Origin of the sequence: Photobacterium sp. TY1-4 (assembly GCF_025398175.1) — a bacterium.
Taxonomy (GTDB): domain Bacteria; phylum Pseudomonadota; class Gammaproteobacteria; order Enterobacterales; family Vibrionaceae; genus Photobacterium.
The window spans coordinates 1,022,041-1,046,859 of record NZ_CP099734.1 but is presented as its reverse complement, the minus strand read 5'-3'; the positions used below and the strand labels follow the sequence as shown (position 1 = coordinate 1,046,859).

The window sequence follows — 24,819 nt, the reverse complement described above, 5'->3', positions numbered from 1 at the left end:
TATTACTCCTGATGTGCAGCAAAAGCCTGGCGGTGCAAAATGCTGGAAAACTCTTCCATAAAGGTGGCGTAGGTATGTTCGAGCTTGGTCACCTTGTTGGTCAAGCGGTTGTAGAACATCACCGCCGGAATCGCGGCAAACAGACCCATCGCCGTCGCGACCAGCGCTTCCGCAATCCCCGGGGCAACCATCGCCAGTGTCGCTTGCTTCACCGCCCCCAGGGCGATAAAGGCGTGCATGATCCCCCAGACCGTGCCGAACAGGCCGATGTAAGGGCTGATCGAGCCCACTGTGGCCAGAAACGGCAGGTTGGTTTCCATTTCATCGACTTCGCGGGACAGCGCAACGCGCATGGCACGGCCGGTCCCTTCCATCACCGCATCCGGCACTTTGCCGTTGCTACGGTGCAGGCGGGCAAACTCTTTAAAGCCGGCGTAAAAAATCTGTTCAGAGCCGGTCAGGTTGTCTTTTCTCGCCTGTACTTCCTGGTATAACTGAGACAGATCAATACCCGACCAGAAGCGATCTTCAAAGCGTTCTGCTTTGGCTGCCGCATGGGACAGCACCTGGGAGCGCTTCACGATCATCGCCCAGGAGACGATCGACATACCCAGCAAAATAAGCATCACGATCTTTACCAGCAGGCTCGCCTGTAAAAAAAGATCTAAAATGGACAGTTCAGCAGTCACTTCGATATCTCCGACTTAATATATTCTGGGATCTGGGTTGGCTTCATCGTTTCAGGATGGACACAGGCTACCTGAACCAATGCTTTACACAAGGTTTCACCAGTATTGTTTACTAAAACCTGACAGAATTCGATGGAGGCGCGGCGGATTTTAACCGGCCAGGTCCGGACAACCAGACGATCGTCCAGCCGGGCACCTTTATGAAAATCAATGTCCATATGGCGTACCACGAAGCTGATTTGCTGCGCAAACAATGCCTGTAAACTGACATCGTGGCTCCGGAAGAGTTCCGTGCGGGCACGTTCAAAGAATTTTAAGTAATTGGCGTGGTAAACGATGCCACCCAGATCGGTATCTTCGTAATAAATGGTGATTGGCCATTCAAAGGCATTTTCTTCTGTCATCGGTATCCCATGCAATCACACCTCGGCCAGTGTCTGTCCTGACCTCGTTTCACTAGTCGCTTACTATACCTAAGTTGCCTGTCATTATGAAATGGCGCATTTACCAACCGTCACAAATCGTCAGATTTTTTTGCCAATTCAAAAAACGGACCATAAAAAACAGCCCGTTACCGAAGTAACGGGCTGTGAGATTCAGCGCTTCGCGCCAGGCGCTCGATAGGCTCTGTCAGATCAGAGCAACCGGAGCCAGAGGATATAAGCCAATATCGGCAGTGCGGCATATGGAGTGAAGAACAGCTGCCAGTACCAACGGACCGGCACAAAGCCGACACCGTAAACCATGGCAGCGCACGTTGCCCAAATCAGGGCCGGTGAAATAACCGGCCCGAACCCGCCAATCGCCTGGGCGAACAGTGTCGGCTCCCACACGACCAACGCCGCAGTGACAACCGACATCAACAGCCCGAGCATCCGCAACACGCTGAAATTCAACGGCCGGTGCACCAGCTTCACCCAGTGATCGAGATTACTCACTGTCGGCATCCATGTTTTCGGTTGTTTCCAACCACAGCGCATTGATGATGCCGAATGAGCAGGCCAGCAGCACACCCAGGATCCAAGCGAAATACCACATAGTCTGTCTCCTTAGTACAGTGAGTTCTTGTTGTCTTCGATGTATTGCGTATCCAGGCGACCAAACATCTTGTAATAACACCAGGAGGTGTACGCCAGGATAATGGGCACCATCACGGCCGCAACCGCTGTCATAATATTCAGCGTCAGCTCAGAAGACGTCGCATCCCACATGGTCAGGCTGTGGTTTGGCACCAGGCTTGACGGCATGATGAACGGGAACAGTGCGAAACCGAAGGTCAGCACCACACCCGCCATGGTCAGGCTGGAAGTAATGAATGCCAGCGCGCCTCGGTTGGCACGAGACGCCAGTACCGTCAGCAGCGGCATGAACACAGCCAGTGCCGGGGCAATCCACAGCAGCGGGTACGCATCATAGTTGGCAAACAGTGCCCCGGTCTGACGCATCACTTCTTTGGTCAGTGGGTTCGACGGTGCATTGGTCACGATCTCAGAAGTAATGATGTACCCCTCGATGCTTTGCGCCATGAAACCAGCCACCACGAAACAGGCCGCCATCGCCAGCGAGGTCAGCATCGCCACGCGACGCGCACGCCCACGGATCTCAGCCGTCGTTTTCATCTGCAGGTACGCGGCGCCTTGGGTCACAATCATCAGCAGGCTGATCACGCCACACAGCAGGGCAAACGGGTTCAGCAGACCGAAGAAGGTGCCTTTATAGGTCGGGATCAACAGATCGCTCAGTTCAAACGGCACGCCTTGCAGCAGGTTACCGAAGGCTACCCCGAAGATCACCGGTGGTACAAAACTGCCGACAAAGATCGCTTTGTCCCACATTTCACGCCACTGCGGGTTTTCAATTTTTGAGCGGTAGTCAAAACCGATCGGACGCAGCCACAGCGCAGCCAGGGTCACAATCATCGCCAGGTAGAAGCCGGAGAACGCTGTCGCGTATACCAGCGGCCAGGCTGCAAACAGGGCACCACCGGCGGTGATCAGCCATACCTGGTTCCCGTCCCAGTGCGGGGCGATCGAGTTAATCATCACGCGGCGCTCGGTATCTGTCTTACCAATAATTTTAGACAGCACACCCACACCCATATCAAATCCATCGGTGATGGCGAAACCGATGCAAAGCACACCGATCAGTAACCACCAGATGAATCGCAATACTTCATATTCAAACATTGCCGTAATCTCCCTGATTTATGCTTCGACCTGACGCGTCACCACATTGTGTGGGGCATCAGTGGTTTCAAAGTGGTAGCGGCCGGTTTTCAGGCTGCTTGGACCCAGACGAGCGAATTTGATCATCAGGTACAGCTCAGCAATCAGGAAAACGGTGTACAGTGCAATAATCGCCACCATTGAGGTAATGATGTCAGACGCAGCCAGATTCGATGCCGCCATAGATACCGGCAGGATCTCACCCACAGCCCATGGCTGACGGCCGTACTCGGCAACAAACCAACCAGATTCGATCGCGATCCAAGGCAGTGGAATACCGTACAGCGCTGCTTTGAGAACCCATGGCTTCTCGGTGATTTTGTGACGGCAGGTCTGGACGAACGCCGCAGCAAAAATACCCAGCATCAGGAAGCCACAGGCGACCATGATCCGGAAGCTCCAGAACAGCGGCCAAACCGTTGGGATTGAGTCATCCGCAGCCTGAGCAATATCGGCTTCTGTTGCATCAACCACGTTATCAGCATAAGGCTTCACCAACAGGCCGTAACCCAGATCTTTCTTCACCGCGTCGAAGGCTGCGATGTTTTCCGGCGTTTTCTCACCGGCACGCAATTTTTCCAGCAGGCCGTAAGCGACCATCCCGTTGCGGATACGCACTTCGTGCTCCGCTTTCAGATCGCGCAGGCCGGTCACTTCGGTATCGAAAGAACGCGTCGCAATAATCCCCATCACGTATGGGATCTTAATCGCGTAATCGGTGTGCATGGCTTCCTGGTTTGGCAGGCCAAACAGGGTAAATGCCGCCGGCGCTTCTTCGGTGTGCCACTCAGCTTCAATCGCCGCCAGTTTGGCTTTCTGCACGTCGCCCAGCTCGTAGCCAGATTCGTCACCCAGCACGATCACAGACAGGATCGAGGCCATCCCGAAAGATGCCGCAATCGCGAAAGAGCGGCGGGCAAACGGGATATCACGACCTTTCAGCATGTAGTAAGCACTGATCCCCATGATGAACATCGCGCCACACACATAACCGGAAGCCACGGTGTGAACGAATTTCACCTGGGCAACCGGGTTGAAGACCACTTCGGCAAAGCTCACCATTTCCATACGCATGGTTTCAAAGTTGAACTCTGCGCCCACCGGGTTTTGCATCCAACCATTCGCGATCAGGATCCACAAGGCCGAGAAGTTAGAGCCAAGCGCCACCAGCCAAGTCACCGCAAGGTGCTGACGTTTAGACAGGCGGTCCCAGCCAAAGAAGAACAGGCCGACCAGAGTGGATTCAAGGAAGAAGGCAACCAGGGCTTCGATCGCCAGCGGCGCGCCGAAGATATCCCCGACATAGTGGGAATAGTATGCCCAGTTTGTACCAAACTGGAACTCCATGGTCAGGCCGGTGGCCACACCCAGAGCAAAGTTAATGGCAAAAAGCTTACCCCAGAACTTGGTCATGTCCTTGTAGATTTGCTTTCCGGTCATAACATAGACCGACTCCATGATGGCAAGCAGGAACGCCATCCCCAGAGTCAATGGGACGAACAAAAAGTGATACATCGCAGTTAATGCGAACTGTAACCGCGATAGTTCGACGATATCAGTGAACATTGAGAACTCCTTTTTTCGCCAGGCTGACTGACGACAGTACGACACAGTGTACCGATGGTTGGGCTTAGCAAATCGTAGCCAACAAAACCGCAAATTCAGTCACCGTCCTGGCAGCCATTTATTTTTATAATCAATGGCGTTCTTCATGTTGCAGTTGTGTACCAATCCGGTTAACTTATTGTTAAGCTACAGCTAATAAAGTCATTGCTAATATTACTGATAATATTCGCCGTGCTCAATCGATTTATCGCACAATTTGCCTTGATAAATATCAACAAACCCTGCTCATTTTTTAATCAGCCGCTTTTGGGTTGACATAGATCAAATTTAACGAAATTCGTGATTCCCGCCGAAAAAGCTAAAAAAAACACTGTCTCAATGCATTTTATTGACTCATTCCCCCATCACGGAATGTTGTTTTTCTTTTGAACATGGTGTTGTCTCTTGCGTTAGAAAAACCCGTTTGCTTGCCCATGATGGGAATAGGGTTGATAGTCCCCAACTCACTGCTGCCCGGATGAAATCCCTGCCAAAATAATGTCACCCGACCGAAATCTGATTAGTAAAACTAATCCGAACTGACAATTTATATCGCTTCATCCATGACAAAGATTATCTATAATTCACCCGAAAAGTTGAGTGAGACGCCGAGTCGGTAAAACTCACACTTTCGATGAATTTTCTGTTTCCGTTCCAAAATGAGTGAGTCACCCGCAATGAGCCGTTTGCTGAAAAAAATAATTGCAATTTACCAACCTGCTTTTGCCGAACTGGCAAAAAATAACTGCTGAAACACGGTTATTTTGTGTTCAAACGCGGTTCGTCCGGTTTCAGATGCCCGGCATGAACCCGGCTAAGCCTGTGTAATTTGTCAACAAATTGTGAATGGATTCCAGCCGTTGGCGGTCGCAAAGCCTAAAAAACTTGCTGCTGACGGCGCACCAAAAAACAAAACGGGTCTGCCCTTTCGGTCAGACCCGTTTTTCATCCTATCAATGCAGGGGGCCATTCAGCCCAGCGCATCTTCCAGTTTGGCTTTCCAGATCGCCAGCGCCAACGCCGGTGTCCGCAGCACTTGCGGGGTTGGGATCCAACCTTGCTTGATCCGAGCAAATACATCAAAGCGCTCTGACTGACCCGCCATCGCTTCCGCCACAACTTTCCCGGCAATATTGGTCAGCCCGACGCCATGCCCGGTATAGCCGTGTGCAACGTAGATATCTTTCCCCAGATGCGCAATGTGCGGCATGTAAGAGCGGGTCACGGCAAACAGGCCGCCCCAGTGATAGTCCATTTTGACATCCGACAACTGCGGGAACACAGTGATCAACCGTTGGCGCAAGCGCTCCATCGAGTCTGCATATTCGCCGTTAAACGGATGATTTACCCCGCCAAACAGAATACGGCCATCCGCCGTCGGGCGGTAATAGTCCAGACAGTTATTCAAGTCCGACATCGCCATCTGATTGCTGATCGGCTGGCGCTCACCCAGCGGCTCAGTCACCGCAATATAAGAAGCCACCGGCAACACCACACTCTGCGCTTTGCGATCCAGACCGTCGAGATAAGCATTACACGCCAGCAGGACCTGCCGGGCTTTCACTTGCCCCTTGGCGGTATGGACCACATGGGGCTGGCCTTGTTCAATCTTGACCGCCGCGCTGTGCTCATAAAGCGAGGCCCCGAGGTCTTTCGCGGCCTGCGCCAGTCCCAGCGTGTAGTTCAGCGGATGCAAATGAGCACTGTTGGCATCGTACAACCCGCCCAGATAGCGTTCGGTGTGCGCCACTTGATGAATTTTTGACTGATCCCACCAACTGGCACTCGGATAGTCATAACGACTCTGTTTCAACTCGAGCCAGGATTGAAGCTCGGTTTCCTGGCCAGAGTTCAGCGCCAGCTCGATATAGCCTTGGCGGAAATCACAATCAATATTGAAACGTTCTATCCGCTCGCGGGCAATATCCACCGCTTCACAGGACAGATCCCACAACTGCTTGCCCCACGCCGGGCCGTAGGTCTCATCCACCTCACGCAGCCCCAGGCAATAGCCGACCAGGCACTGCCCGCCATTGCGGCCCGAGCCGCCCCAGGCCAGACGGCGGGACTCCAGCACCACTACCGAATACCCTTTCTGACGCAATTCAATCGCCGCACTCAGGCCGGTCATGCCACCGCCGATAATACACACATCCGCTTCAACGCTCTGATCAAGCGAAGGTTGCTCGGGAAACGGGTTCACCGTCGCCTGATAATAGCTCTGGATATAATCACTGTCTTTGAACATGCCGAGTTGCTCTTACCAATAACCTGAAAAAAAACGCGCGAATGTTGTCACGGGTGCATATCGGAGACAAGCAATTTATTATCGAGACTCGAGTCAAATTTATGAAATGATTGTTTTGACAGCGACCCGCCCTTTCCTATGATCCGCAATCCATTTCTGACTACCCGTCACAGGATGACCAACCATGACAAATTATCTCAAAGGGGTGACCGCACTTACACTTGCATTATCCGCATTTCCTCTCTCGGCCGCAGATAAGGTGCTGAACGTTTACAACTGGGCGGAGTATATGCCGACCGAGGTGTTGGAAGCATTCGAGAAGCAATACCAGGTCACCGTGAACTATTCGACCTTTGAAAACAACGAAGGGATGTACACCAAGCTGAAGTTGCTGGATAACAAAGGCTATGATGTGGTGTTCGCGTCGACCTATTTTATTGAAAAAATGGCCCGCGAAGGGATGCTGGCAACAATCGACAAATCCAAGATCCCGAACCTGGCGGATGTCTACCCCGGCCTGCTGAAACAGGAATTTGACCCAAGCAATGACTATTCCCTGCCGTATGTCTGGGGCGTGACGGGCATTGCGTATAACACCGACATGGTCAAAGCCGGCCAAGTGAAAGGCTGGCGTGATTTGTGGGCCAAGGACTTTGCCCTGCAGGTGATGCTGCTCGATGACGTCCGGGATGTCTTCGGCATGGCGCTGAAAGCCCAGGGGCACAGCATCAATACCCGTGACGAGTCAGAAATTAAGCAAGCCTACGAGTCCCTGCTGCAACTACGCCCGAACATTATCGTCTACAACTCCGATGCCCCGCATGTCCCTTACGTGACCGGCGAAGCCAACGTCGGCATGCAGTGGAACGGCAACGCCTATCTCGCCAAGCAGGAAATGCCGGAACTGGAGTTTATCTATCCGACCGAGGGTTCGATCCTGTGGATGGACAATTTCATCATTCCGGCCGGCAGCGAGAATCAGGATCTGGCACACGAGTTCATCAACTTTATCTATCAGCCTGAAAATCAAGCAAAACTCGTCGAAGAGTACGGCTTCCCGGCCCCGAACAAAAAAGCCAAGCAATTCCTGCCGCAGGCTGTGCAGGACAACCCGACGATTTTCCCACCCGAGGAAGACATCAATAAAGGGGAATTCACCAACGAAGTCGGTGATGCCATCCAGATCTACCAGAAATACTGGCAGATGCTCAAAAGCTGATCGGTTTGCCGCTCTAACCTCAGCGAGCCAAAAAACGCCAAACGCCCGGGTCCGTCACCGCCCGGGCAATCTTTCCTGTTTGGCCGCCATCACCGCGACCATGCCACGCCCTGCCGTAACTTTTCTTCACCTCAATTACATATTTATCTAACCTCGGTTCCAAGTTTTTTAAGTCCGGCGTGATAAACCAGCACCCCGGCTTGTCGCACCCGACATCTGTTCTAGGGTCAATGAAGAGTCAAGTCCGTCACCAAAGTCTAGTTTGACGGACATTCGCTCCGTAACACTACAAACCATACGTGCGTTGTGTTCAGCCGTCTTTTCCGTGGCTGTTGCTTTGGTTTCCGGCCGATATCCAACAGCACCACCCGGCCTTGCCCGAGCGTCAGTCGCAATGACCGAGATCGATAAAAGGACTTCCTATGACTGACGTCACTTCCCTTGCAGATGAACTCCACGGCCTGCTCCCCTATGAACAGGATGAGATCAGCCAGGCCTACATGCACTACTTGCAACATGGCTTACCCGGCACCCAGGTGGTGCCGAAAAATATCCTGATCGTCGGATGCGGCATCGCCGGCATGGTGTCCGCCACGCTACTGAAACAGGCCGGACACAACGTCACCATTGTCGAAGCAGCCAACCGCGTCGGCGGACGGATCAAAACCTTCCGCAATACGCCGGAAAAACGCTACTTTGAGGATGACAACCTGACGGGTGAAGCCGGCGCCATGCGCATTCCGGATATGCACAAACTGGTGCAATTTCTGATAGAAGATACCGGCGTCGACAAGCAGCTGTTTCTCAATCGCGCCATATCCAAAATCGATGCCACCTCAGACAAACTCACCCATCCGCTGCGTGACAACGACGGCAATGTCGATTTAAGCAACCTGCCGGCGACCGGCAATAACCTCATTCATGTCAACTACGCCCATACCACCCGGGCCGAGTACGAGCACAGCGAAGATGTCAGCCAACTGCTGAACTACGCACTCAAGGACGAGGAAAACCGGCAAGCCAGCCAATTACTGGAGGCCGCGATCGGCGAGCTGCGTCGGGAAGTGGCCGAAGACCCCAAATCGGCCTGGCCGAGAATTATCCAGCGCTATGGCGAGTATTCCATGCGCCGCTTCCTGAAAGAGAAACTGCCGGATCTTTCGGAAAATGCCATTGAGATGATCGGGGTGCTGGAGAACCTCGAATCACGGATGTCCTACTCCTTCATTCAGAGCTTTATCGAGCTGGCCATCATTACCCCCGATACCCCCTTCTGGCTCATTAAGGGTGGGACGGACAAATTCACCCAGGCCTACTTTGAAAAACACCGTCTGGACGACATCACCTTTCTCAACCAGACCCTGACCAACCTTTATCGCTGCGAGCAAACCGGCAAGGTCAAAATTACGACCGAAGTATCTTCGGAAGTGAACGAGCAAACCACGCGCGATCAAGAAATCGCGAAAATGCTGGCAAACCGCAGCTGGGATGAAGCCATTGTGACGATCCCGTTTTCCAGTTTGCGGATGGTGCACATCTGGCCGCAAATGAGCCAGGAAAAGCACAAGGCGATCCGGGAGCTGCACTATGATGCTGCGACCAAAGTGCTGCTAGAGTTTCGCGAGCGTTTCTGGGAAACAGAAAACCAGATTTACGGCGGCGGTTCAGTCACGGATCTGCCGAACCGATTCATGTACTACCCGAGTGAGCGCATGGGCTCCGGCAAAGGTGGCGTAATGCTGGCCAGCTACTCCTGGGCCGACGATGCCCGGAAATGGGATTCCATGACAGAGTACGAACGCTTCTGCTATGCACTGGAAAATGTCGCCATCACCCACGCCATTCATGAGCCGGATGCCGATTACGCCACCCGGCGCAAAGCCCAGCAGAAAATCCGGGATCTCTGTGTCTTTCAGCCCGAGCGCTATCGCCATGATCAGGACCGGATTGTCGGCGCCGCGACCGTTAGCTGGATGAACAACCCCCATGCCTTCGGCGAAGCCGCCATCTTCTATCCGGGACAACTGGAACTCCTGCACCACGCCATCATCCGTTCCGAATGGGCCGATCCCCAGACTCAGCGCCCAATCCTGCACTTTGCCGGCGAACATGCCTCGCTGAAACACGCCTGGATTGAAGGTGCTATTGAATCAGCGGTCAATGCCGCGCTGCTGGTCAATGAAGATCCGCTCCCGACACTGACCCCGGGGGTGAACGCATGAGCCCACGCTTACCCTATTTCGACCAGCCCGAAGGACTTGACCCAGAAGGCTGCCGGGTCTACGACCAGATCCACCAGAGCCGCGGCCATGTGGTCGGCGTTTTTGCCCTGCTGCTCAACAGCCCATCGTTGGCTGAATATACGGCGCAGCTGGGCGGCTACTTACGCTTTGAAACTCAGTTACCCCCACCCGTCAAAGAGCTGGTGATCCTGACCACGCTGCGCGAACACCTGTGCCAGTTTGAATGGGCAGCCCACGAAACAGCAGCCCGAACTGCCGGGATCCCCGTCTCACTGATTGAGCAGATCAAAGCCAAAGCGCCGATCGCCCCGGGGCAGCTTGCCGGAGTCAATGCCGCGGTCCTGATCCACAGCATTCGGGAACTGATTGAGCAGAAACGGATCAGCGATGCCAGCTACCGCGCACTGACGGCAGATTTTAGCGCCCGCGAGATCACCGACATTGTTGCCCTGGCTGGCTATTACGCCATGGTGTCATGCATCTTGAACGCTGCCGAGCTGGCCGCCCCGGCAAACCGGCCGCATCTGCCGGAACCGGATCGCCACGCTTCCCCCAGCAACCGGACCCTGACGGAGTGATCCGTATCGCCGGTGCCGGGCACCGGCGAATCCGGGACCATCCGAACCCATGCTTCACCTGTTTGCCAACACAAAAAATTCATCAGGAGACACGCAATGTCGGCCAACCTCAATCAAACCAATATTGAAATTGATGACCCCAACTTCCGGGCCGTGTTTCACAACCTGCAAGGCAACATTCTCAAAGGCCATGGCCGGGAGCATTCGCGCCATCTGTTTTTTGCGCTCCGGGGCGACGCCCGCCAGAACCGGCAAGCGATCCGCCAACTGGCGGAGAAAGTCACCTCGGCCCTGGATCAGCACCAGCAACAAATGTCATTCAAACAAACCGGCCAGGCCCACCTGTTTGTCAACCTGATGCTCAGCGCCGGCGGTTACCAGCAGTTAGATATTGACCCACAAGACTGGCCGGACGATCCGGCTTTCCGGGCCGGGATGAAAGATCTGCAAACCCCGTTCGATACCTTGCCTCGCGGCGATCACACGCCGACAGCCAATCCGCTCAATGACGATATCCGCCAGTGGGAAACCGGCTTTCAGGGCCGTATCGACGGGATGCTCCTGCTAGCGCTCGGTGGCGTGGATGCCGAGCATGCCGAACAGGTGCTGGAGGCAGAAATCCAAGCGTTACAACACACCTGTGGCGACACGCTGGACATCGTGCTGATCCAGCGGGGCCATGTGATGCGCAACGACAAAGGCCAGGTGATTGAACATTTCGGATTTGTGGACGGTGTCAGCAACCCGAAGTTCCTGTTCAGTGATCTCAACGAAGAATTTCGCAACGGCGGCTACAGCCGCAATGATCCCAGTGCGCCGCTGAACCTGGTGCTGACCAAAGATCCGGGGGGCGATGCCGACAGCTACGGCAGCTATGTGGTCTACCGCAAGCTGCAACAGAACATCAAGGGATTCTGGGATCACCTGACCCTGCTGGCTAATCACCTATCAGAAACCAGCCCGACTCAAGTGGACGCCGAATATGCCGGCGCCCTGTGTGTCGGCCGCTTCAAAGACGGTACCCCGATTTCCGAGCAGGGTAATGATGGCTGGAGCAACCTGTTTAACAACTTCAACTACGACGAGGACGTCGATGGCCTGCGCTGCCCGCTCCACGCCCACACCCGCAAAACCAACCCGCGCGGCGACACCGTACGCCAGTTTAACTCGCCGCCCACCATTGAGCGCAGCCGCCGGATTGTCCGGCGCGGGATCAGCTACGGCGATACCGAGCTCAATCCGACGCAGGAATGGACCGATGCCGGCCTGCTGTTCCTGTGCCTGCAAGCCAGCATTGTCGATCAGTTTATCTTTATGCAGCACACCTGGTGTAACAATGCCGGATTCGTCCGCCAGGGAACCGGCATCGACCCGCTGGTCGGCCAGTCCCCGGCCGATACCGCACCTGCGCCCCAGCAATGGCGCGCCAAGTGGAGCAATCCGAACGCCGATACCACCGAGTTCTCATTCGCCGGCTTTGTCAGAAATCGCGGCGGTGAATACTTCTTTATGCCGAGCCTGGATTTCCTGCGCCAGCTCGCCCCCCCGCAAGGAGCGTGATATGACCATCCAACCTGAGCATCAATCCGGTCCGACAGCGGCCCGCTACATCCTCGATACCCTGCTCCGGCACGGCGTTGCGCATCTGTTTATGGTACCGGGTGGCGTTGTCGATCCGTTTCTCGACGAATTCGGTGAAGATGAGCAACAAATGAAAGCCATCGTCGCAGCCAATGAAGCCGGAGCCGCCTATATGGCAGACGGCTATGCCCGGGCCAGCGGTAAGTTCGGCGTGTGTATGGGGATTGGCGGCCCCGGCATCGCCAACATGGTCGGCCCGCTGGCCGCGGCCTACAGCGATGAGTCCCCGCTGCTGGTACTGGCCGGTGAAATCCCCACCGAATGGATGGGCAGAGGCGGCTTCCAGGATGCCAGCGCGGCCGGGATCAACGATATCGGATTTCTCGCATCGGTCACCGCCTCAGCCCAAACCATTCCCGAAGCCCGGATGGTGCCCCACCTGCTGGATATGTCCCTGCGTACCATGCTCGGCCGCACCCCGCGTCCGGTCAGTCTCAGCCTGCCGAAACAAATTCAGACCCAGCCCGTGACCGTCAACTCGCAACCCAGGTTCCATCAACCACAATCACTGGTATCAACCCAGTGTCCACGAACCCTGGATCCCGGGGCCACACAAAGCTTATGCCAACGCTTGGTACAGGCCTGCGAACAAGGAGCTCCGCATGTCACAATCCTGGCCGGTAGCGGCGCCCTGCGCTCCGGCGCGACGCAGTCACTAATCCGCTTTGCTGAGCGGTATCAGATCCCGGTTGCGACCACGCTGAAAGCCAAAGGCGTTTTTCCGGAAAACCACCCGCTCTCGCTCGGCGTCTTCGGCTATGCCGGCACCCGCCACGCCACCCTGGCCCTGCTCAACGATGCGCCGGATGAAGCAACCGCGCCGGATCAGGCCATTGCCGACAACCACCTGTTGCTGGTACTCGGCTCCAGTCTCAATCAGCGCGACACCATGCGCTGGGATGGTCACCTGACGCCGAAATGCGGCATTGTGCAGGTCGATATAGAACCGACCGCGTTTTCACGCAACTATCCAATCGAAGTGGCCATCAACGGCGATATCACCACTGTGCTGGAGTGGCTCCTGGCCACCGGTCAACAACAGCAGCTCACCCCCTTGCTGGCCTCCAATGCCAACCGGCAAGCCTGGCTCGACAGCATCACCCGGCAGCCGCGGTTTTATGACGAGGCCAACCGGCGAAGCGATGCCTCACCCATGCATCCGGCCCGGGTGATCCGTGAGTTACAGCAAATCGCCCCACCTGAAACCGTGGTGATCGGCGATTCCGGCGCGCACCGGGCGTTTCTCGGCCATTACTGGCAGAGCCAGGGGCCGCGCCAGTATTTAACCGCCACCGCACTGGCACCGATGGGCTGGGCCATTCCGGCCGGGATCGGCGCCAAAGTTGCGAATCCCGACAGTCCCTGCGTGATCGTGACCGGCGACGGATGCATGCTGATGAACGGCATCGAGATCCAAACTGCTGCCCGCCACCAGCTCCCGCTGATTGTGGTGGTGATCAACAACAGCGCCCTCGGCAATGTCTTTCTCCGGGCCCAGACCCCGATCGCCAAAACACTGACCACACTCACCACCCACAACTGGGCCGAGTTTGCCCGCGCCCTGGGGGGCGACGGTGTCGTAGTCGATGATCCGGCCGATCTGGGCCCGGCGCTGGATCGCGCCTTTGCCGCCAAAGGCCCTTTTGTGATTGATGCCCGGTGTGATCCGTCTTTCCCGACCCCGATTAACCCGTGGCGCACAGAAATCGAACACCCGAACTGGGCTGAAGATTAATCCGGGCCGATGCCCCTTTGAATCACGACAAGGAATCCATCATGGCAAGTCTTCCGTTAATTGAACGCAGCGATCTGGATGCTCAGGGCCAGCAGATCTACGACACCTTAATCGGCCCGCGCGACGGATTGTCCGGCATGTACCGCACCCTGATGAACCACCCCATTCTGGCCCAGCATGTCGGCCAACTGGGCACCTATGTCCGCTACGAAAGCCGCCTTGCCGGCGACCTGAGAGAGCTGGGGATTCTCGCTACCGCCCGCGAGTTGGGCGCACCGTTTATCTGGGAAAAGCACCTGCGCCCGGCCGAACGGGCGGGCCTGCCCGCATCGGTGGTCGAACAGGTACTGACCGGCGATCTCGCAACCGCCGACATGGCGCCGCGCTACCGCTATACTTGGCAAGTTGCGCAAGATGTAGTCCACCAGCGCAGCATTGCCCACAAAACCCAGGATGCCCTGATCCATAACATCGGCGTAGAAGGTTTACTGGATCTGGTGGTGGCCTGCGGCATGTACCGGATGATCAGCACCGTGGTGTTTTCCTTTGATGTGCCCCGCCCGGATCCAGACATACCTCCCGAGTTCTAAGTGCGGCTACCTCGTGTGGCAACCTGCAACGGCAACGAACACGGAAACTAAAACAGCCACCGACCCAAACAAAACGCCCGGGGCGATCATCGCTCCGGGCGTTTTTAAATTTCGTATTTTCGGTACGGGGTAGATAATTCATGCCCCCACCGCACGGCATTCGCGGCGGCTTTGTCAGGATTCCGGCAGATCAAGCCCAAAGTGGAGATAGGCGCGATGGGTCGCAATCCGGCCCCGCGGGGTGCGCTGCAAATAACCCTGCTGGATCAGATACGGCTCCAGTACATCTTCAATGGTATCTTTTTCTTCGCCAATCGCCGCGGCCAGGTTGTCCAGACCAACCGGCCCGCCCATAAACTTGTCGATAATCGCCATCAGCAACTTGCGGTCCATATAATCGAATCCGCTGCTGTCGACGTCCAGCATATCCAGGGCTTTTGCCGCGATATCCGGTGAGATATGGCCGTCCCCTTTAACTTCGGCGTAATCCCGAACCCGACGCAGCAGGCGGTTGGCAATCCGCGGGGTGCCCCGCGCACGCATCGCCACTTCCATCGCCCCGGCTTCTTCCATCGACAGGCCCAGACAGTTGGCACTCCGATTGACGATATCTTTCAGATCGTCCACCTTGTAATACTCCAGACGCTGGGTGATCCCGAAACGATCCCGCAGCGGTGAAGTCAGCGAGCCGGCCCGGGTCGTCGCGCCAATTAGGGTAAACGGCGGCAGATCAATTTTAATCGAGCGGGCGGCCGGGCCTTCACCGATCATGATATCAAGCTGATAATCTTCCATCGCCGGATACAGCACTTCTTCCACCTGCGGGCTCAGGCGGTGGATCTCATCGATAAACAGCACATCATTTTCTTCCAGGTTGGTCAGCAACGCGGCCAAATCCCCGGCTTTTTCCAGCACCGGTCCGGAGGTGGTGCGGATACTGACCCCCATTTCGTTGGCAACAATGTTCGCCAGAGTCGTTTTCCCCAGTCCCGGCGGCCCGAAAATCAGCAGATGATCCAGCGCCTCATCCCGCAGCTTGGCCGCCTGAATGAAGATTTCCATCTGACCCCGGACATGATCCTGGCCCTGATAATCCTGGAGCAGCTTGGGGCGGATTGCGCGGTCAATTACCTCTTCCTCACGGGTGGTCGGAAAATCACTGGCAACCAGTCGATCGGCTTCAATCATGGTCCATTACCTTTAACCCATTCACCTTCAATCCGTCCCCTTAAACCATCGAGCGCAGCGCTTCGCGGATCACCGCTTCGCTGCTCATGTCCGGCTTGGCGACCTGCGAAACCACTTTCGAGGCCTGCTGCGGTTTGTAGCCCAGCGCAATCAGGGCGCTGACCGCTTCGTCTTCCGCACGCGCAGCCGAATCATCGACCACCGGCGCATTGGACGCCGCAGTATCCAGTGCCGGGGTAAACAGATCGCCTTCGCCCCAGCCTTTCAGGCGGTCTTTCATTTCAACCACCAGGCGCTCGGCGGTTTTCTTGCCGACCCCCGGGATTTTCACCAGGGTGGTAATATCTTCATTTTCCACACTGAGCACGAACTGGCTGGCCGTCATCGCCGACAGGATGGCCAGGCCCAACTTGGGACCAACACCATTGGCTTTAATCACTTCACGGAACAGCTGGCGCTCGCTTTTCTTGTTGAAGCCGTACAGCAGCTGCGCATCTTCGCGCACCACAAAGTGGGTCGAAATCACCGCTTCCTGACCGACTTCCGGCAACTCATAAAAACAGCTCATCGGCATCTGAACTTCATAGCCAATGCCACCCACCTCAAGCAACACTTCAGGCGGTTGTTTTTCGATAATGATTCCACGCAGTCGGCCTATCACAGCAACATCTCTTTATTGATTCACAAAATAGGCTTTAGGATAGTAAAGAGCTGGATGTATATCCAGCTCTTTTTTAGGGGACGGCTGTCAGCAACTCAGGCGAATGTCGATCGCAGAGACACGACGGCATTGAGGCTGTCGGCGAGCGCTTTGAGGGTTTCGACCTGTTCCGCGAGCTGGGCGCCCTGCACCGCTACGGAATCCGAGACTTGGTTGGTCTCCACCACACTGCTGGCCACCGCGCCACTGGCACTGTTGAGCTCCTGCAGCGCGCTGACTTGTTGGTTCATAATATCAGCCAGCCGGCGAACATCGGTGGAAATACCACCCACCTCATCAATAATGCGGGTCAGCTCCGAGGCACTGGCTTCAATCACCGCCTGCCCCTGCTGCACTTCCAGGCGGCTTTTTTCCAACAAGGCACGGATTTCGACCGCCGAGCTGTTACTTTTCGCCGACAACTCCCGAACCTGATCGGCAACCACGGCAAATCCCCGGCCTTGCTCACCAGCACGGGCCGCTTCAATCGCCGCGTTCAGGGCCAGCAGATTGGTCTGCTCGGCAACGGACGTGATGAGATCCGCCACCGACATAATTTCATCATTACTGCTCTGGATTTTGGCAATCGCCTCGGTCGAGGCGCTCAGCGACGCTGAGCTTTTCTCAGCCTGCTCACGAATGGCATCACTGCGACTGGTCAGCTCGGTGACAAAGCGATCAGACTCCTCAACCCCGGCCGTCATCTGGGCCAGTTGCTGGCTCATCTGCTCTGCCGCACTGGCTTGAGATTCACAGTTCACGTTCAGATCCGTCACCTGTTGGTGCAACTCCCCGGACTGTTGCTCCAACTGCTCAGCCACCTGGCCGAGCTGAACCGCATTGTCGCTGGCCTGCTCCAGTACCGTGGAGAGCTGGCGTTCGCCTTCTCTGGCCTGCGTAGCAATCTGCTCACTCGATTGCATGGCCTGCTCGGAAGCCTGAATCGCATCCTGGCGCTGCTTCACCGTATACGCCTGCGCGATACCGATCACCACCAAGGGCAGCAGCACCCCAGACCAGATTTCCATGGCCGCAGCGGATTCCGTCAGCACCAACGTCGGGAATGACTGCCCGGACAGGTGATGGGTGATCATCCAGGCGGACACACACACCACTGCAACACTCCACAACGCAGCCATCAGCGGCCGGGCGGCCAGGAAGAAGGCCACGATCAGCAGCGGCATCCAGAACGACTGGGTCGAGACCACAATCCCGCCACTCTGATAAACGATATTGGTGGCGTGGATCACCATCCCGAAGAACCCGATATTGAGCGCCAGTTCCGGCGCGCGGAACACGCGGAGGATTGCACCGGCAAACAACTCACAGCCGATCAGCGCCAGCGACGTCATCACCAACAACTGGTGATCGTGGCTGAACCACTTGATCAGGCTGTAGGCGCCAACGAAAAAAGACAGGAGGGTAAAGAACAGCAAGGTGTCCACATAGCGGGCCTGCTCGCCCTGCCAGTCGGAGGCCGCAGGCAGAAACAGGCCCCGCCATATTGCCAATGGGGTCATTTTATTATCCTTTCCAGAGAGTTATTAACTTGTATGACCTCTGACCAATATAGTCATGAAACATTATATTAACAAAGTAAAAAAGCAGCTCGGGGCTGCTTTTATGATCGAGGTATCATTCTGCTGACGTACAAAAATGCCATCAGCACATGTCCAGAGCCCCTCAGCGGTAGCGGCCCCGACGGGCACCACTGGCCCGGCCGGCCATCGCAATCAGGGTTTTATGGGTATGGGCGTGACAAATCGCTACCGCCAGTGCATCCGCCGCATCGGCCTGCGGTTTTCCCGGTAAATTAAGCACCGAGCACACCATATGCTGAACCTGGGCTTTATCCGCCCCGCCCTGACCCACCACGGCCTGTTTAATCAGCCGCGCCGCGTACTCACTGACCGGTAAGTCAGCATTGACTGCCGCGACAATCGCACTGCCGCGCGCCTGGCCCAGCTTCAGTGCCGAGCTGGCATTTTTGCCCATGAAGACCTCTTCAATGGCAAAATAATCCGGCTGGAACTGGGTGATCACCTCCGACACCCCGGCATAAATCTGTTTCAACCGGCCCGGGATATCGTCGACTGAAGTGCGAATGCAGCCGCTGCCCAGATATTCCAGGTGTCTCCCCGCCTGGCGGATAACGCCGTACCCGGTGATCCGAGAGCCGGGGTCAATTCCTAAGATGACTGACATTCAGTCACACTCCTGTATTGCATCGCCACCCTGTGCCTCCTCCAAAACTGCTGCAGTTTTTTCTGTCACAAAGGCAGGAAATCGCTCGATAATGGGCAACATTTTCACACTTTTTCAGCATTGAATCCATTGCGCCCCCGCCAAGCGCCTTAAATAGCAGCAACCTTGCATCAGACCGCAAAGATTCCAATCGATACGTTGATTCCGGTCACCCTGAAGACATGCCGTGCCCCAGGGATCAGAACACTTGCCGTGCCCCCATCTGCTGATCAACCACATGGCAATAGTGATCCAGAAACTCGCGCCAGGGCGCCAACAACTGTTCATCTTCAACCGTCTGTTGCAAGCTCAGCCAGGGTTGCATACAAGTCTCTTTCGATTCGGATTCTGAGAGCCGGATAAACAGCGACTCTGACGGCACCACTCGGAGTAAGGCGACCATTGACTCTAAATATTTCAATCGAAACTGCTCAAACTTCCCCTGCTGATACGCAATTTGGGAGATCAGCATATAAATCAGCGTATTCTGGATCCGGGCACTTCTGACCGGCACGGTTAACAGCTCATACGCCATATCGAGATTCCCGAGCCGGTAATACAAAATCCCCAGCCACATCGACAGCTCATCCGGTAACGGCGTGAACTGCGTCTGGATCCGGCTCACAGCGGTTTGCAACACTTCAGGATCGTGCTCCAGCAGCGCCAGCCGACGGGCCAGATAAACCGCAGAAAACTCATCCAGGGCGGGAGCTGACAACACCGCCTGCGCGTCGTTCAGGTGTATCACCTCTTCCCGCTGCCTGGCTTGCCAGTCATAGCTAATCGGCAGCGGCAGATTGAAATAACGGGCCAAATCCTGATGAATGGGGAGCAGGCTGGCGCTGAGATCGGCGGGGTTGATTTGATAGGTGGCATCAAACACCTGCTTCTCGGTGCTGGCAAATAACAGGCGCACCTTGGCCTGAAGGAAATCGCTGTTCGGAATGTCTTTCACCCGCATGTCCAGGGTGTAGTCACTGGTCCGGATATGCCTCGCCCCAGGCCAGTACATAGAGTCATCAATCAATTCGACGAAATAACCCGGCACATCCTGATTGGCGATATCCGTGTACGGATACTCAATTTGCTGCTCCAGCATAATGGCTTTGATGCTCTGGCGATGCGCCCGGGCCTGCTCCCCCACCGCGTCAATCCGGTTGAGCAACAGCTCGACTTTGGGAATCCATTGCTGCTGCCGTGATTTTTGCGCATGACTTTGCGTTTCATGCCAATAGAGCATGGCAAAGCCGAGCGCGCAGCAAGCCAGTAACAGGCAAAGGCCGTGGCTCAGTTGAAACCGGGGCCATCGCCCGGACCGAACCGGGGCACTTGAATCGCTTGTGCCCTGGCCCATCCGTGACAGGGTATCTGCCTGCGGTTCGATTTCCTGTCGCTCAATTTCCTGCGGCGTATGAAGCACTACCTCCGCCGGAGTGGCGCATTGCGCGGTGTCCAGCCGGATATAAGTCGGACTGAAAAAATAACCCTTTCTGGGATAGGTGACCAAAATCTTGGTGGCATCTTCATCCGGCAGGTGTTTTTGCAGTAACGCCCGCAGGGTCGATATCCGGTTCGTCAGCACATTTTTCGAAATATAGCGACTGTTCCAAATCGCCTGGATCATGGCTTCGGAAGACAGCGGCGTACCGACACTCGACAGCAACACTTCCACCAGCTCGGCCGTGCGGGGCTCCAAATCAATCGGCGTCCCTCCTGAGAAAAACTGCCGCGAGGCGGGATCGTACTGCAGCCCCGCGATCCAAATCCGCTGCTGGGTTGTTTTTGCGTCGTGAATGATGTCATGCATGAGGAGAACTAACTTTAGGGTGAAAATCGCTGCCGGATTGCCCGGCTCTGCCGCTTCCAACTTGGCTTGAAGGCGTCAATATTATGACACCCTGCCGTTTTGATGCATACCCCGAAAGGGCTGTTCCCGGTGGTATCCCCACCACCGGACCGTCGGCCTTGGCTAACTGCATCCAATCCACCCGCTTCACCCGGGCGTAAAACAAGAAAACAAAAATCTTATATTTCAATCAATTAAATATTTATTAAGGAAACATGTGTGTTTGTGTTTTCACCTCTCGCCAAGCCCTGGCTAACCTGTCCGTCCTGAACCGATATTCACCCCCGGGCCACCACGCCCCCGGCATCGGCGCAGCGCGCGACGAACGCCGCCTTGGGTGTCCCCTCTCAAATAATCACGAACGGAACCGAACAATGATGAAAAATATGACCATGGCCCTGCTGGCCGGCCTGCTTCTCTCAGGCTGCGCCCGGCACATGATTCAGCAAGCGCAACTCGATCAGGTCAACTCGGTCGCAGTCGTCATGTACGCAGTCCCGCAAACCATCATTGCGGATGAGCGCAAGCCAACCGACATCAATGGCGACAAAGACATCGGCATCGCCGTCGACCCGCTAGCCATTGCCGGTCAGTTGCTGGGTGGAACCACCCAAAAGGTCCTGAATGTTTTCGATAACATGGCGGACATCCAGCAGGAAATCGACGGCAACGAAGCGGCCAATCTGACCCTCGCCGCTATGATCGCCGAGCTGCATCAACAGCAACCATGGCAGTTCCTGACTCCTGAACAGGTTGCGGCAAATCCTGAGTACCAAAGCCTGAGCGCCGGCTTGTTGCAATCGCAGAGCATTCAGCTACAGCAGAACATCCGTCGCGACGCCGGAGTCCCGGACGGCTACCTGAACCTGGGGCTCCCTTACAGCCATGGTGAGCTGATCAATTATTACGATTACCCGGAGTTTCGTCTGTGGGTCGAGAAAACCGCCCAGGCGCTCCAGGTTGATGCTGTGATGCTGGTTCATGACACCGGCTTCGCGACCGACCAACAGAGCCTGTTTCGCGGTGGCGACTGCTTTACTAAATCGGCGTTCCACGTCGCAATGTTCAACCGCCGGGGCGAGCTGATTGTCGACACCCGAGGAACGTTTGAGGAAACGCCGGAAATTCCACAACAAGGTTGCGTCAACGGCATGTTCCACAAAGCGGACTATAAAGCAGCATTGTTTGAACACGGCACCACGCAAGCCCGGGTGATTGCTGAGCGCCTCAAGTCATCCTGAGCCCGATAAAAAAACACCGCCTCTCCCCAAGGCTAATGGGGAGAGGCGGTGTTTGGATGCGGCTCACAAACCGCAGACAAATTGTGCCGGTTACAGCTGCGCCGCCACCTCATCAGAGATATCGCCGTTGTGGTAGACTTCCTGGACATCATCCAGATCTTCCAGCGCGTCAATCAGACGCAGCAGTTTCGGTGCGGTGTCCGCATCCAGATCCGCTTTGGTTGACGGCACCAGGGTCACTTCTGCGTTCTGCGCTTCAAAACCCGCCGCATCCAGCGCATCTTTCACCGGACCGAAATCAGCCGGTGTGGTGTAGACATCCATCGAACCGTCATCATTGGTTTCAACGTCTTCTGCACCGCCTTCCAACGCCGCTTCCATCACCGCGTCTTCATCCAGGCCCGGTGCGTAAGAGATCACCCCTTTCTTGTCGAACAGGTAATTGACGCTGCCGTCGGTACCCAAGTTGCCACCGGCTTTGGAGAACGCGTGACGCACACCGGAAACGGTGCGGTTACGGTTATCGGTCATACATTCAACCATCACCGCCGTCCCGCCCGGACCGTAACCTTCGTAGATCACGGTTTCCATGTTTTCGTCACCCTCACCACCGGCCCCCCGGCTCACTGCGCGGTTAACCGTGTCACGGGTCATGTTGTTGGACAACGCTTTATCAATCGCCGCACGCAAACGTGGGTTGTTGTCAGGTTCGCCGCCGCCTTCTTTGGCAGCAACCACGATTTCACGGATCAGCTTGGTAAAAATCTTACCGCGTTTGGCATCCTGTGCTGCTTTACGGTGTTTGATATTGGCAAATTTACTGTGACCAGCCATGTCATTCTCCGGATTAAATTGGGCAATCTCTTGACCAAGTTTTACAACTTTAAGGTTTATACCCAAACCGCCTCAGATGACGCATTTAATGAGTTTGCTTGGGTATACACGTTAGAAACAAATACGTGTTAGAAACAGATGCACGTTAGAAACGAAGACTGGCCTTTCGGCCAGTCTGAATAAGGTGTCGTGTTAAGTTACACGTTTTCCTGTGGTTTCTTTGCTTCTTTCACCGCAATCGCCAGCTCTTCCAGAGCCGCCGGGTTCGCCACGCTTGGCGCGTCGGTCAGCAGACATGCCGCCGCCGTTGTTTTCGGGAACGCAATGACGTCACGGATGTTCTCAGTGCCACACAGCAGCATCACCAGGCGGTCCAGGCCGAAGGCCAGACCGGCGTGCGGTGGTGTCCCGAACTTCAGGGCATCCAGCAGGAAACCGAACTTCAGGCGTTGCTCATCGGCATCAATGCCCAGGATATCAAAGACCGCAGACTGCATCTCAGCGTTGTGGATACGGACCGAACCGCCACCCACTTCGTAACCGTTGATCACCATGTCGTAAGCATTGGAGTTCGTTCCGGCCGGGCTCGCTTTCAGCGCTTCCGGCGTCACGCCCAGTGGTGAAGTGAACGGGTGGTGCATCGCGTGCAGGTTGCCTTCGTCGTCTTCTTCGAACATCGGGAAGTCAACAACCCACAGTGGTGCCCAGGCGTTGGTGTCGGTCAGTTCCATATCGTTGCCCAGCTTCAGACGCAGGGCGCCCATCGCTTCTTCCACGATACGTTTCTTGTCTGCACCGAACAGGATGATATCGCCAGATTGCGCCTGCGTGCGGTCCAGCAGTTGAGCGACCACCTCTTCATTGAGGAATTTCGCAACCGGTGACTGAACCCCGTCGAATCCGGCGTCACGGTCGTTGACCTTCATCCACGCCAGACCTTTGGCACCGTAGATGCCAACGAACTTGGTGTATTCGTCAATTTGCTTACGGGTCAGCGCAGCGCCACCTGGGACACGGATCACCGCAACACGGCCTTTTTCGTCGTTGGCCGGGCCGGAGAACACTTTGAAGTCCACATCTTTCAGGATGTCGGCAACGTCAACCAGCTCCAGCGGGTTGCGCAGATCCGGCTTGTCCGAACCGAAACGACGCATCGCTTCAGCGTACGGCATCACCGGGAAAGTACCCAGATCCACATCCAGCAGCTCTTTCCACATTTCCGCGATCATACGCTCCGTCACGTCACGCACCTGATCGGCACTCATGAACGAGGTTTCGATATCGATCTGGGTAAATTCAGGCTGACGGTCAGCACGCAAGTCTTCATCACGGAAACATTTAACGATTTGGTAGTAGCGGTCAAAACCGGACATCATCAGCAGCTGCTTGAACAGCTGTGGTGACTGTGGCAGCGCATAGAAGCTGCCTTTGTGCACGCGGCTCGGTACCAGGTAGTCACGGGCACCTTCCGGTGTCGCTTTGGTCAGAACCGGCGTTTCGATATCCAGGAAGTCGTGGTTATCCAGGAAACGGCGCACGAAGCTTGACGCTTTGGCACGCAGCTTGATGCGATCGCTCATTTCCGGACGACGCAGATCCAGGTAGCGGTATTTCAGACGCTGCTCTTCGGTGTTCTTCTGGTTGAAGTCCAACGGCAGGACATCAGCGCTGTTGATAATTTCCAGACCTGTGGCCAGTACTTCAACTTCACCGGTGGCCATATCTTTGTTGATTTGACTTTCCGGACGTGTGCGCACTTCACCGATCAGGCGGATACAGAACTCGTTGCGCAGGTGGTTTGCCACGTCGAAGACATCTTTCATATCCGGATCGACGACTACCTGAACAATACCTTCACGATCTCGCATATCAATGAAGATAAGACCGCCTAAATCACGGCGACGGTTAACCCAGCCGCATAACTCTACTGTTTGTCCTGCTAGGGACTTGTTCAGGTGACCACAATATTGGGTGCGCATATGAATTTCCCGAT

The 24,819-nt window shown here is 55.6% G+C and carries 21 protein-coding genes; 7 read left to right on the top strand and 14 right to left on the bottom strand.

Going from position 1 to position 24,819, the window contains the following annotated elements; translation table 11 throughout:
• Positions 1-2: 2 nt before the first annotated feature.
• From tolQ to NH461_RS05090, 7 genes are all read right to left on the bottom strand, one after another.
• Positions 3-689 (bottom strand): protein TolQ, encoded by a 687-nt coding sequence (gene tolQ / locus NH461_RS05120; protein WP_261602178.1) that lies wholly within the window; start codon positions 687-689, stop codon positions 3-5.
• Entirely contained in the window at positions 686-1,093 is a 408-nt protein-coding gene (gene ybgC / locus NH461_RS05115) for a tol-pal system-associated acyl-CoA thioesterase (RefSeq protein ID WP_261602177.1), read from the bottom strand. The genes tolQ and ybgC overlap by 4 nt, the downstream gene beginning before the upstream one ends.
• 231 nt (positions 1,094-1,324) lie before the next feature.
• Entirely contained in the window at positions 1,325-1,627 is a 303-nt protein-coding gene (locus NH461_RS05110) for a cyd operon YbgE family protein (protein WP_261602176.1), read from the bottom strand.
• On the bottom strand, positions 1,620-1,727 hold the full coding sequence (gene cydX / locus NH461_RS05105; protein ID WP_261602175.1) for a cytochrome bd-I oxidase subunit CydX: 108 nt from the start codon (positions 1,725-1,727) through the stop codon (positions 1,620-1,622). The genes NH461_RS05110 and cydX overlap by 8 nt, the downstream gene beginning before the upstream one ends.
• Before the next feature lie 11 nt (positions 1,728-1,738).
• Positions 1,739-2,875: a cytochrome d ubiquinol oxidase subunit II gene (gene cydB, locus NH461_RS05100; RefSeq protein ID WP_261602174.1), complete on the bottom strand. Its 1,137-nt coding sequence runs from the start codon at positions 2,873-2,875 to the stop codon at positions 1,739-1,741.
• Between the two features lie 18 nt (positions 2,876-2,893).
• On the bottom strand, positions 2,894-4,480 hold the full coding sequence (gene cydA / locus NH461_RS05095; RefSeq protein WP_261602173.1) for a cytochrome ubiquinol oxidase subunit I: 1,587 nt from the start codon (positions 4,478-4,480) through the stop codon (positions 2,894-2,896).
• Between the two features lie 1,009 nt (positions 4,481-5,489).
• Complete coding sequence (locus tag NH461_RS05090) at positions 5,490-6,767, bottom strand: NAD(P)/FAD-dependent oxidoreductase (RefSeq protein WP_261602172.1); 1,278 nt, start codon at positions 6,765-6,767, stop codon at positions 5,490-5,492.
• A 184-nt stretch (positions 6,768-6,951) separates the two neighbouring features.
• Between NH461_RS05090 and NH461_RS05085 the strand changes: the two genes are divergently transcribed.
• From NH461_RS05085 to NH461_RS05060, 6 genes are all read left to right on the top strand, one after another.
• A complete protein-coding gene (locus NH461_RS05085; protein ID WP_261602171.1) occupies positions 6,952-7,986 on the top strand; it encodes a PotD/PotF family extracellular solute-binding protein in 1,035 nt (344 codons plus the stop codon).
• A gap of 422 nt (positions 7,987-8,408) precedes the next feature.
• A complete protein-coding gene (locus tag NH461_RS05080; RefSeq protein ID WP_261602170.1) occupies positions 8,409-10,208 on the top strand; it encodes a flavin monoamine oxidase family protein in 1,800 nt (599 codons plus the stop codon).
• Positions 10,205-10,807 (top strand): carboxymuconolactone decarboxylase family protein, encoded by a 603-nt coding sequence (locus tag NH461_RS05075; RefSeq protein WP_261602169.1) that lies wholly within the window; start codon positions 10,205-10,207, stop codon positions 10,805-10,807. The genes NH461_RS05080 and NH461_RS05075 overlap by 4 nt, the downstream gene beginning before the upstream one ends.
• A gap of 96 nt (positions 10,808-10,903) precedes the next feature.
• Positions 10,904-12,367, top strand: a complete 1,464-nt coding sequence (locus tag NH461_RS05070) for a Dyp-type peroxidase (RefSeq protein ID WP_261602168.1) — start codon at positions 10,904-10,906, stop codon at positions 12,365-12,367.
• Position 12,368: 1 nt separating this feature from the next.
• The gene (locus NH461_RS05065) at positions 12,369-14,183 is read left to right on the top strand and encodes a thiamine pyrophosphate-binding protein (protein WP_261602167.1); all 1,815 of its coding nucleotides are present in this window, start codon (positions 12,369-12,371) and stop codon (positions 14,181-14,183) included.
• Positions 14,184-14,224: 41 nt separating this feature from the next.
• Positions 14,225-14,773, top strand: a complete 549-nt coding sequence (locus tag NH461_RS05060; RefSeq protein ID WP_261602166.1) for a carboxymuconolactone decarboxylase family protein — start codon at positions 14,225-14,227, stop codon at positions 14,771-14,773.
• 174 nt (positions 14,774-14,947) lie between these two features.
• On the opposite strand, the gene ruvB is transcribed toward NH461_RS05060, so the two are convergent.
• From ruvB to NH461_RS05035, 5 genes are all read right to left on the bottom strand, one after another.
• The gene (ruvB, locus tag NH461_RS05055) at positions 14,948-15,961 is read right to left on the bottom strand and encodes a Holliday junction branch migration DNA helicase RuvB (RefSeq protein ID WP_261602165.1); all 1,014 of its coding nucleotides are present in this window, start codon (positions 15,959-15,961) and stop codon (positions 14,948-14,950) included.
• Between the two features lie 40 nt (positions 15,962-16,001).
• A complete protein-coding gene (gene ruvA, locus NH461_RS05050; RefSeq protein WP_261602164.1) occupies positions 16,002-16,622 on the bottom strand; it encodes a Holliday junction branch migration protein RuvA in 621 nt (206 codons plus the stop codon).
• A gap of 95 nt (positions 16,623-16,717) precedes the next feature.
• Positions 16,718-18,181 carry a methyl-accepting chemotaxis protein gene (locus tag NH461_RS05045; protein WP_261602163.1) on the bottom strand — a complete coding sequence of 488 codons (1,464 nt, stop codon included), beginning with the start codon at positions 18,179-18,181 and terminating at the stop codon, positions 16,718-16,720.
• A 163-nt stretch (positions 18,182-18,344) separates the two neighbouring features.
• Complete coding sequence (ruvC, locus tag NH461_RS05040; protein WP_261602162.1) at positions 18,345-18,866, bottom strand: crossover junction endodeoxyribonuclease RuvC; 522 nt, start codon at positions 18,864-18,866, stop codon at positions 18,345-18,347.
• A 238-nt stretch (positions 18,867-19,104) separates the two neighbouring features.
• Entirely contained in the window at positions 19,105-20,712 is a 1,608-nt protein-coding gene (locus NH461_RS05035) for a transcriptional regulator (RefSeq protein WP_261602161.1), read from the bottom strand.
• A gap of 413 nt (positions 20,713-21,125) precedes the next feature.
• Between NH461_RS05035 and NH461_RS05030 the strand changes: the two genes are divergently transcribed.
• On the top strand, positions 21,126-21,992 hold the full coding sequence (locus NH461_RS05030; RefSeq protein ID WP_261602160.1) for a hypothetical protein: 867 nt from the start codon (positions 21,126-21,128) through the stop codon (positions 21,990-21,992).
• Between the two features lie 90 nt (positions 21,993-22,082).
• Here NH461_RS05030 and NH461_RS05025 read toward each other — a convergent pair whose 3' ends face one another.
• Both NH461_RS05025 and aspS read right to left on the bottom strand, forming a co-directional pair.
• On the bottom strand, positions 22,083-22,826 hold the full coding sequence (locus tag NH461_RS05025) for a YebC/PmpR family DNA-binding transcriptional regulator (protein ID WP_261602159.1): 744 nt from the start codon (positions 22,824-22,826) through the stop codon (positions 22,083-22,085).
• A gap of 197 nt (positions 22,827-23,023) precedes the next feature.
• Positions 23,024-24,805, bottom strand: coding sequence for an aspartate--tRNA ligase (aspS, locus tag NH461_RS05020; protein ID WP_261602158.1), 1,782 nt, complete (start codon positions 24,803-24,805; stop codon positions 23,024-23,026).
• Positions 24,806-24,819: the final 14 nt, after the last annotated feature.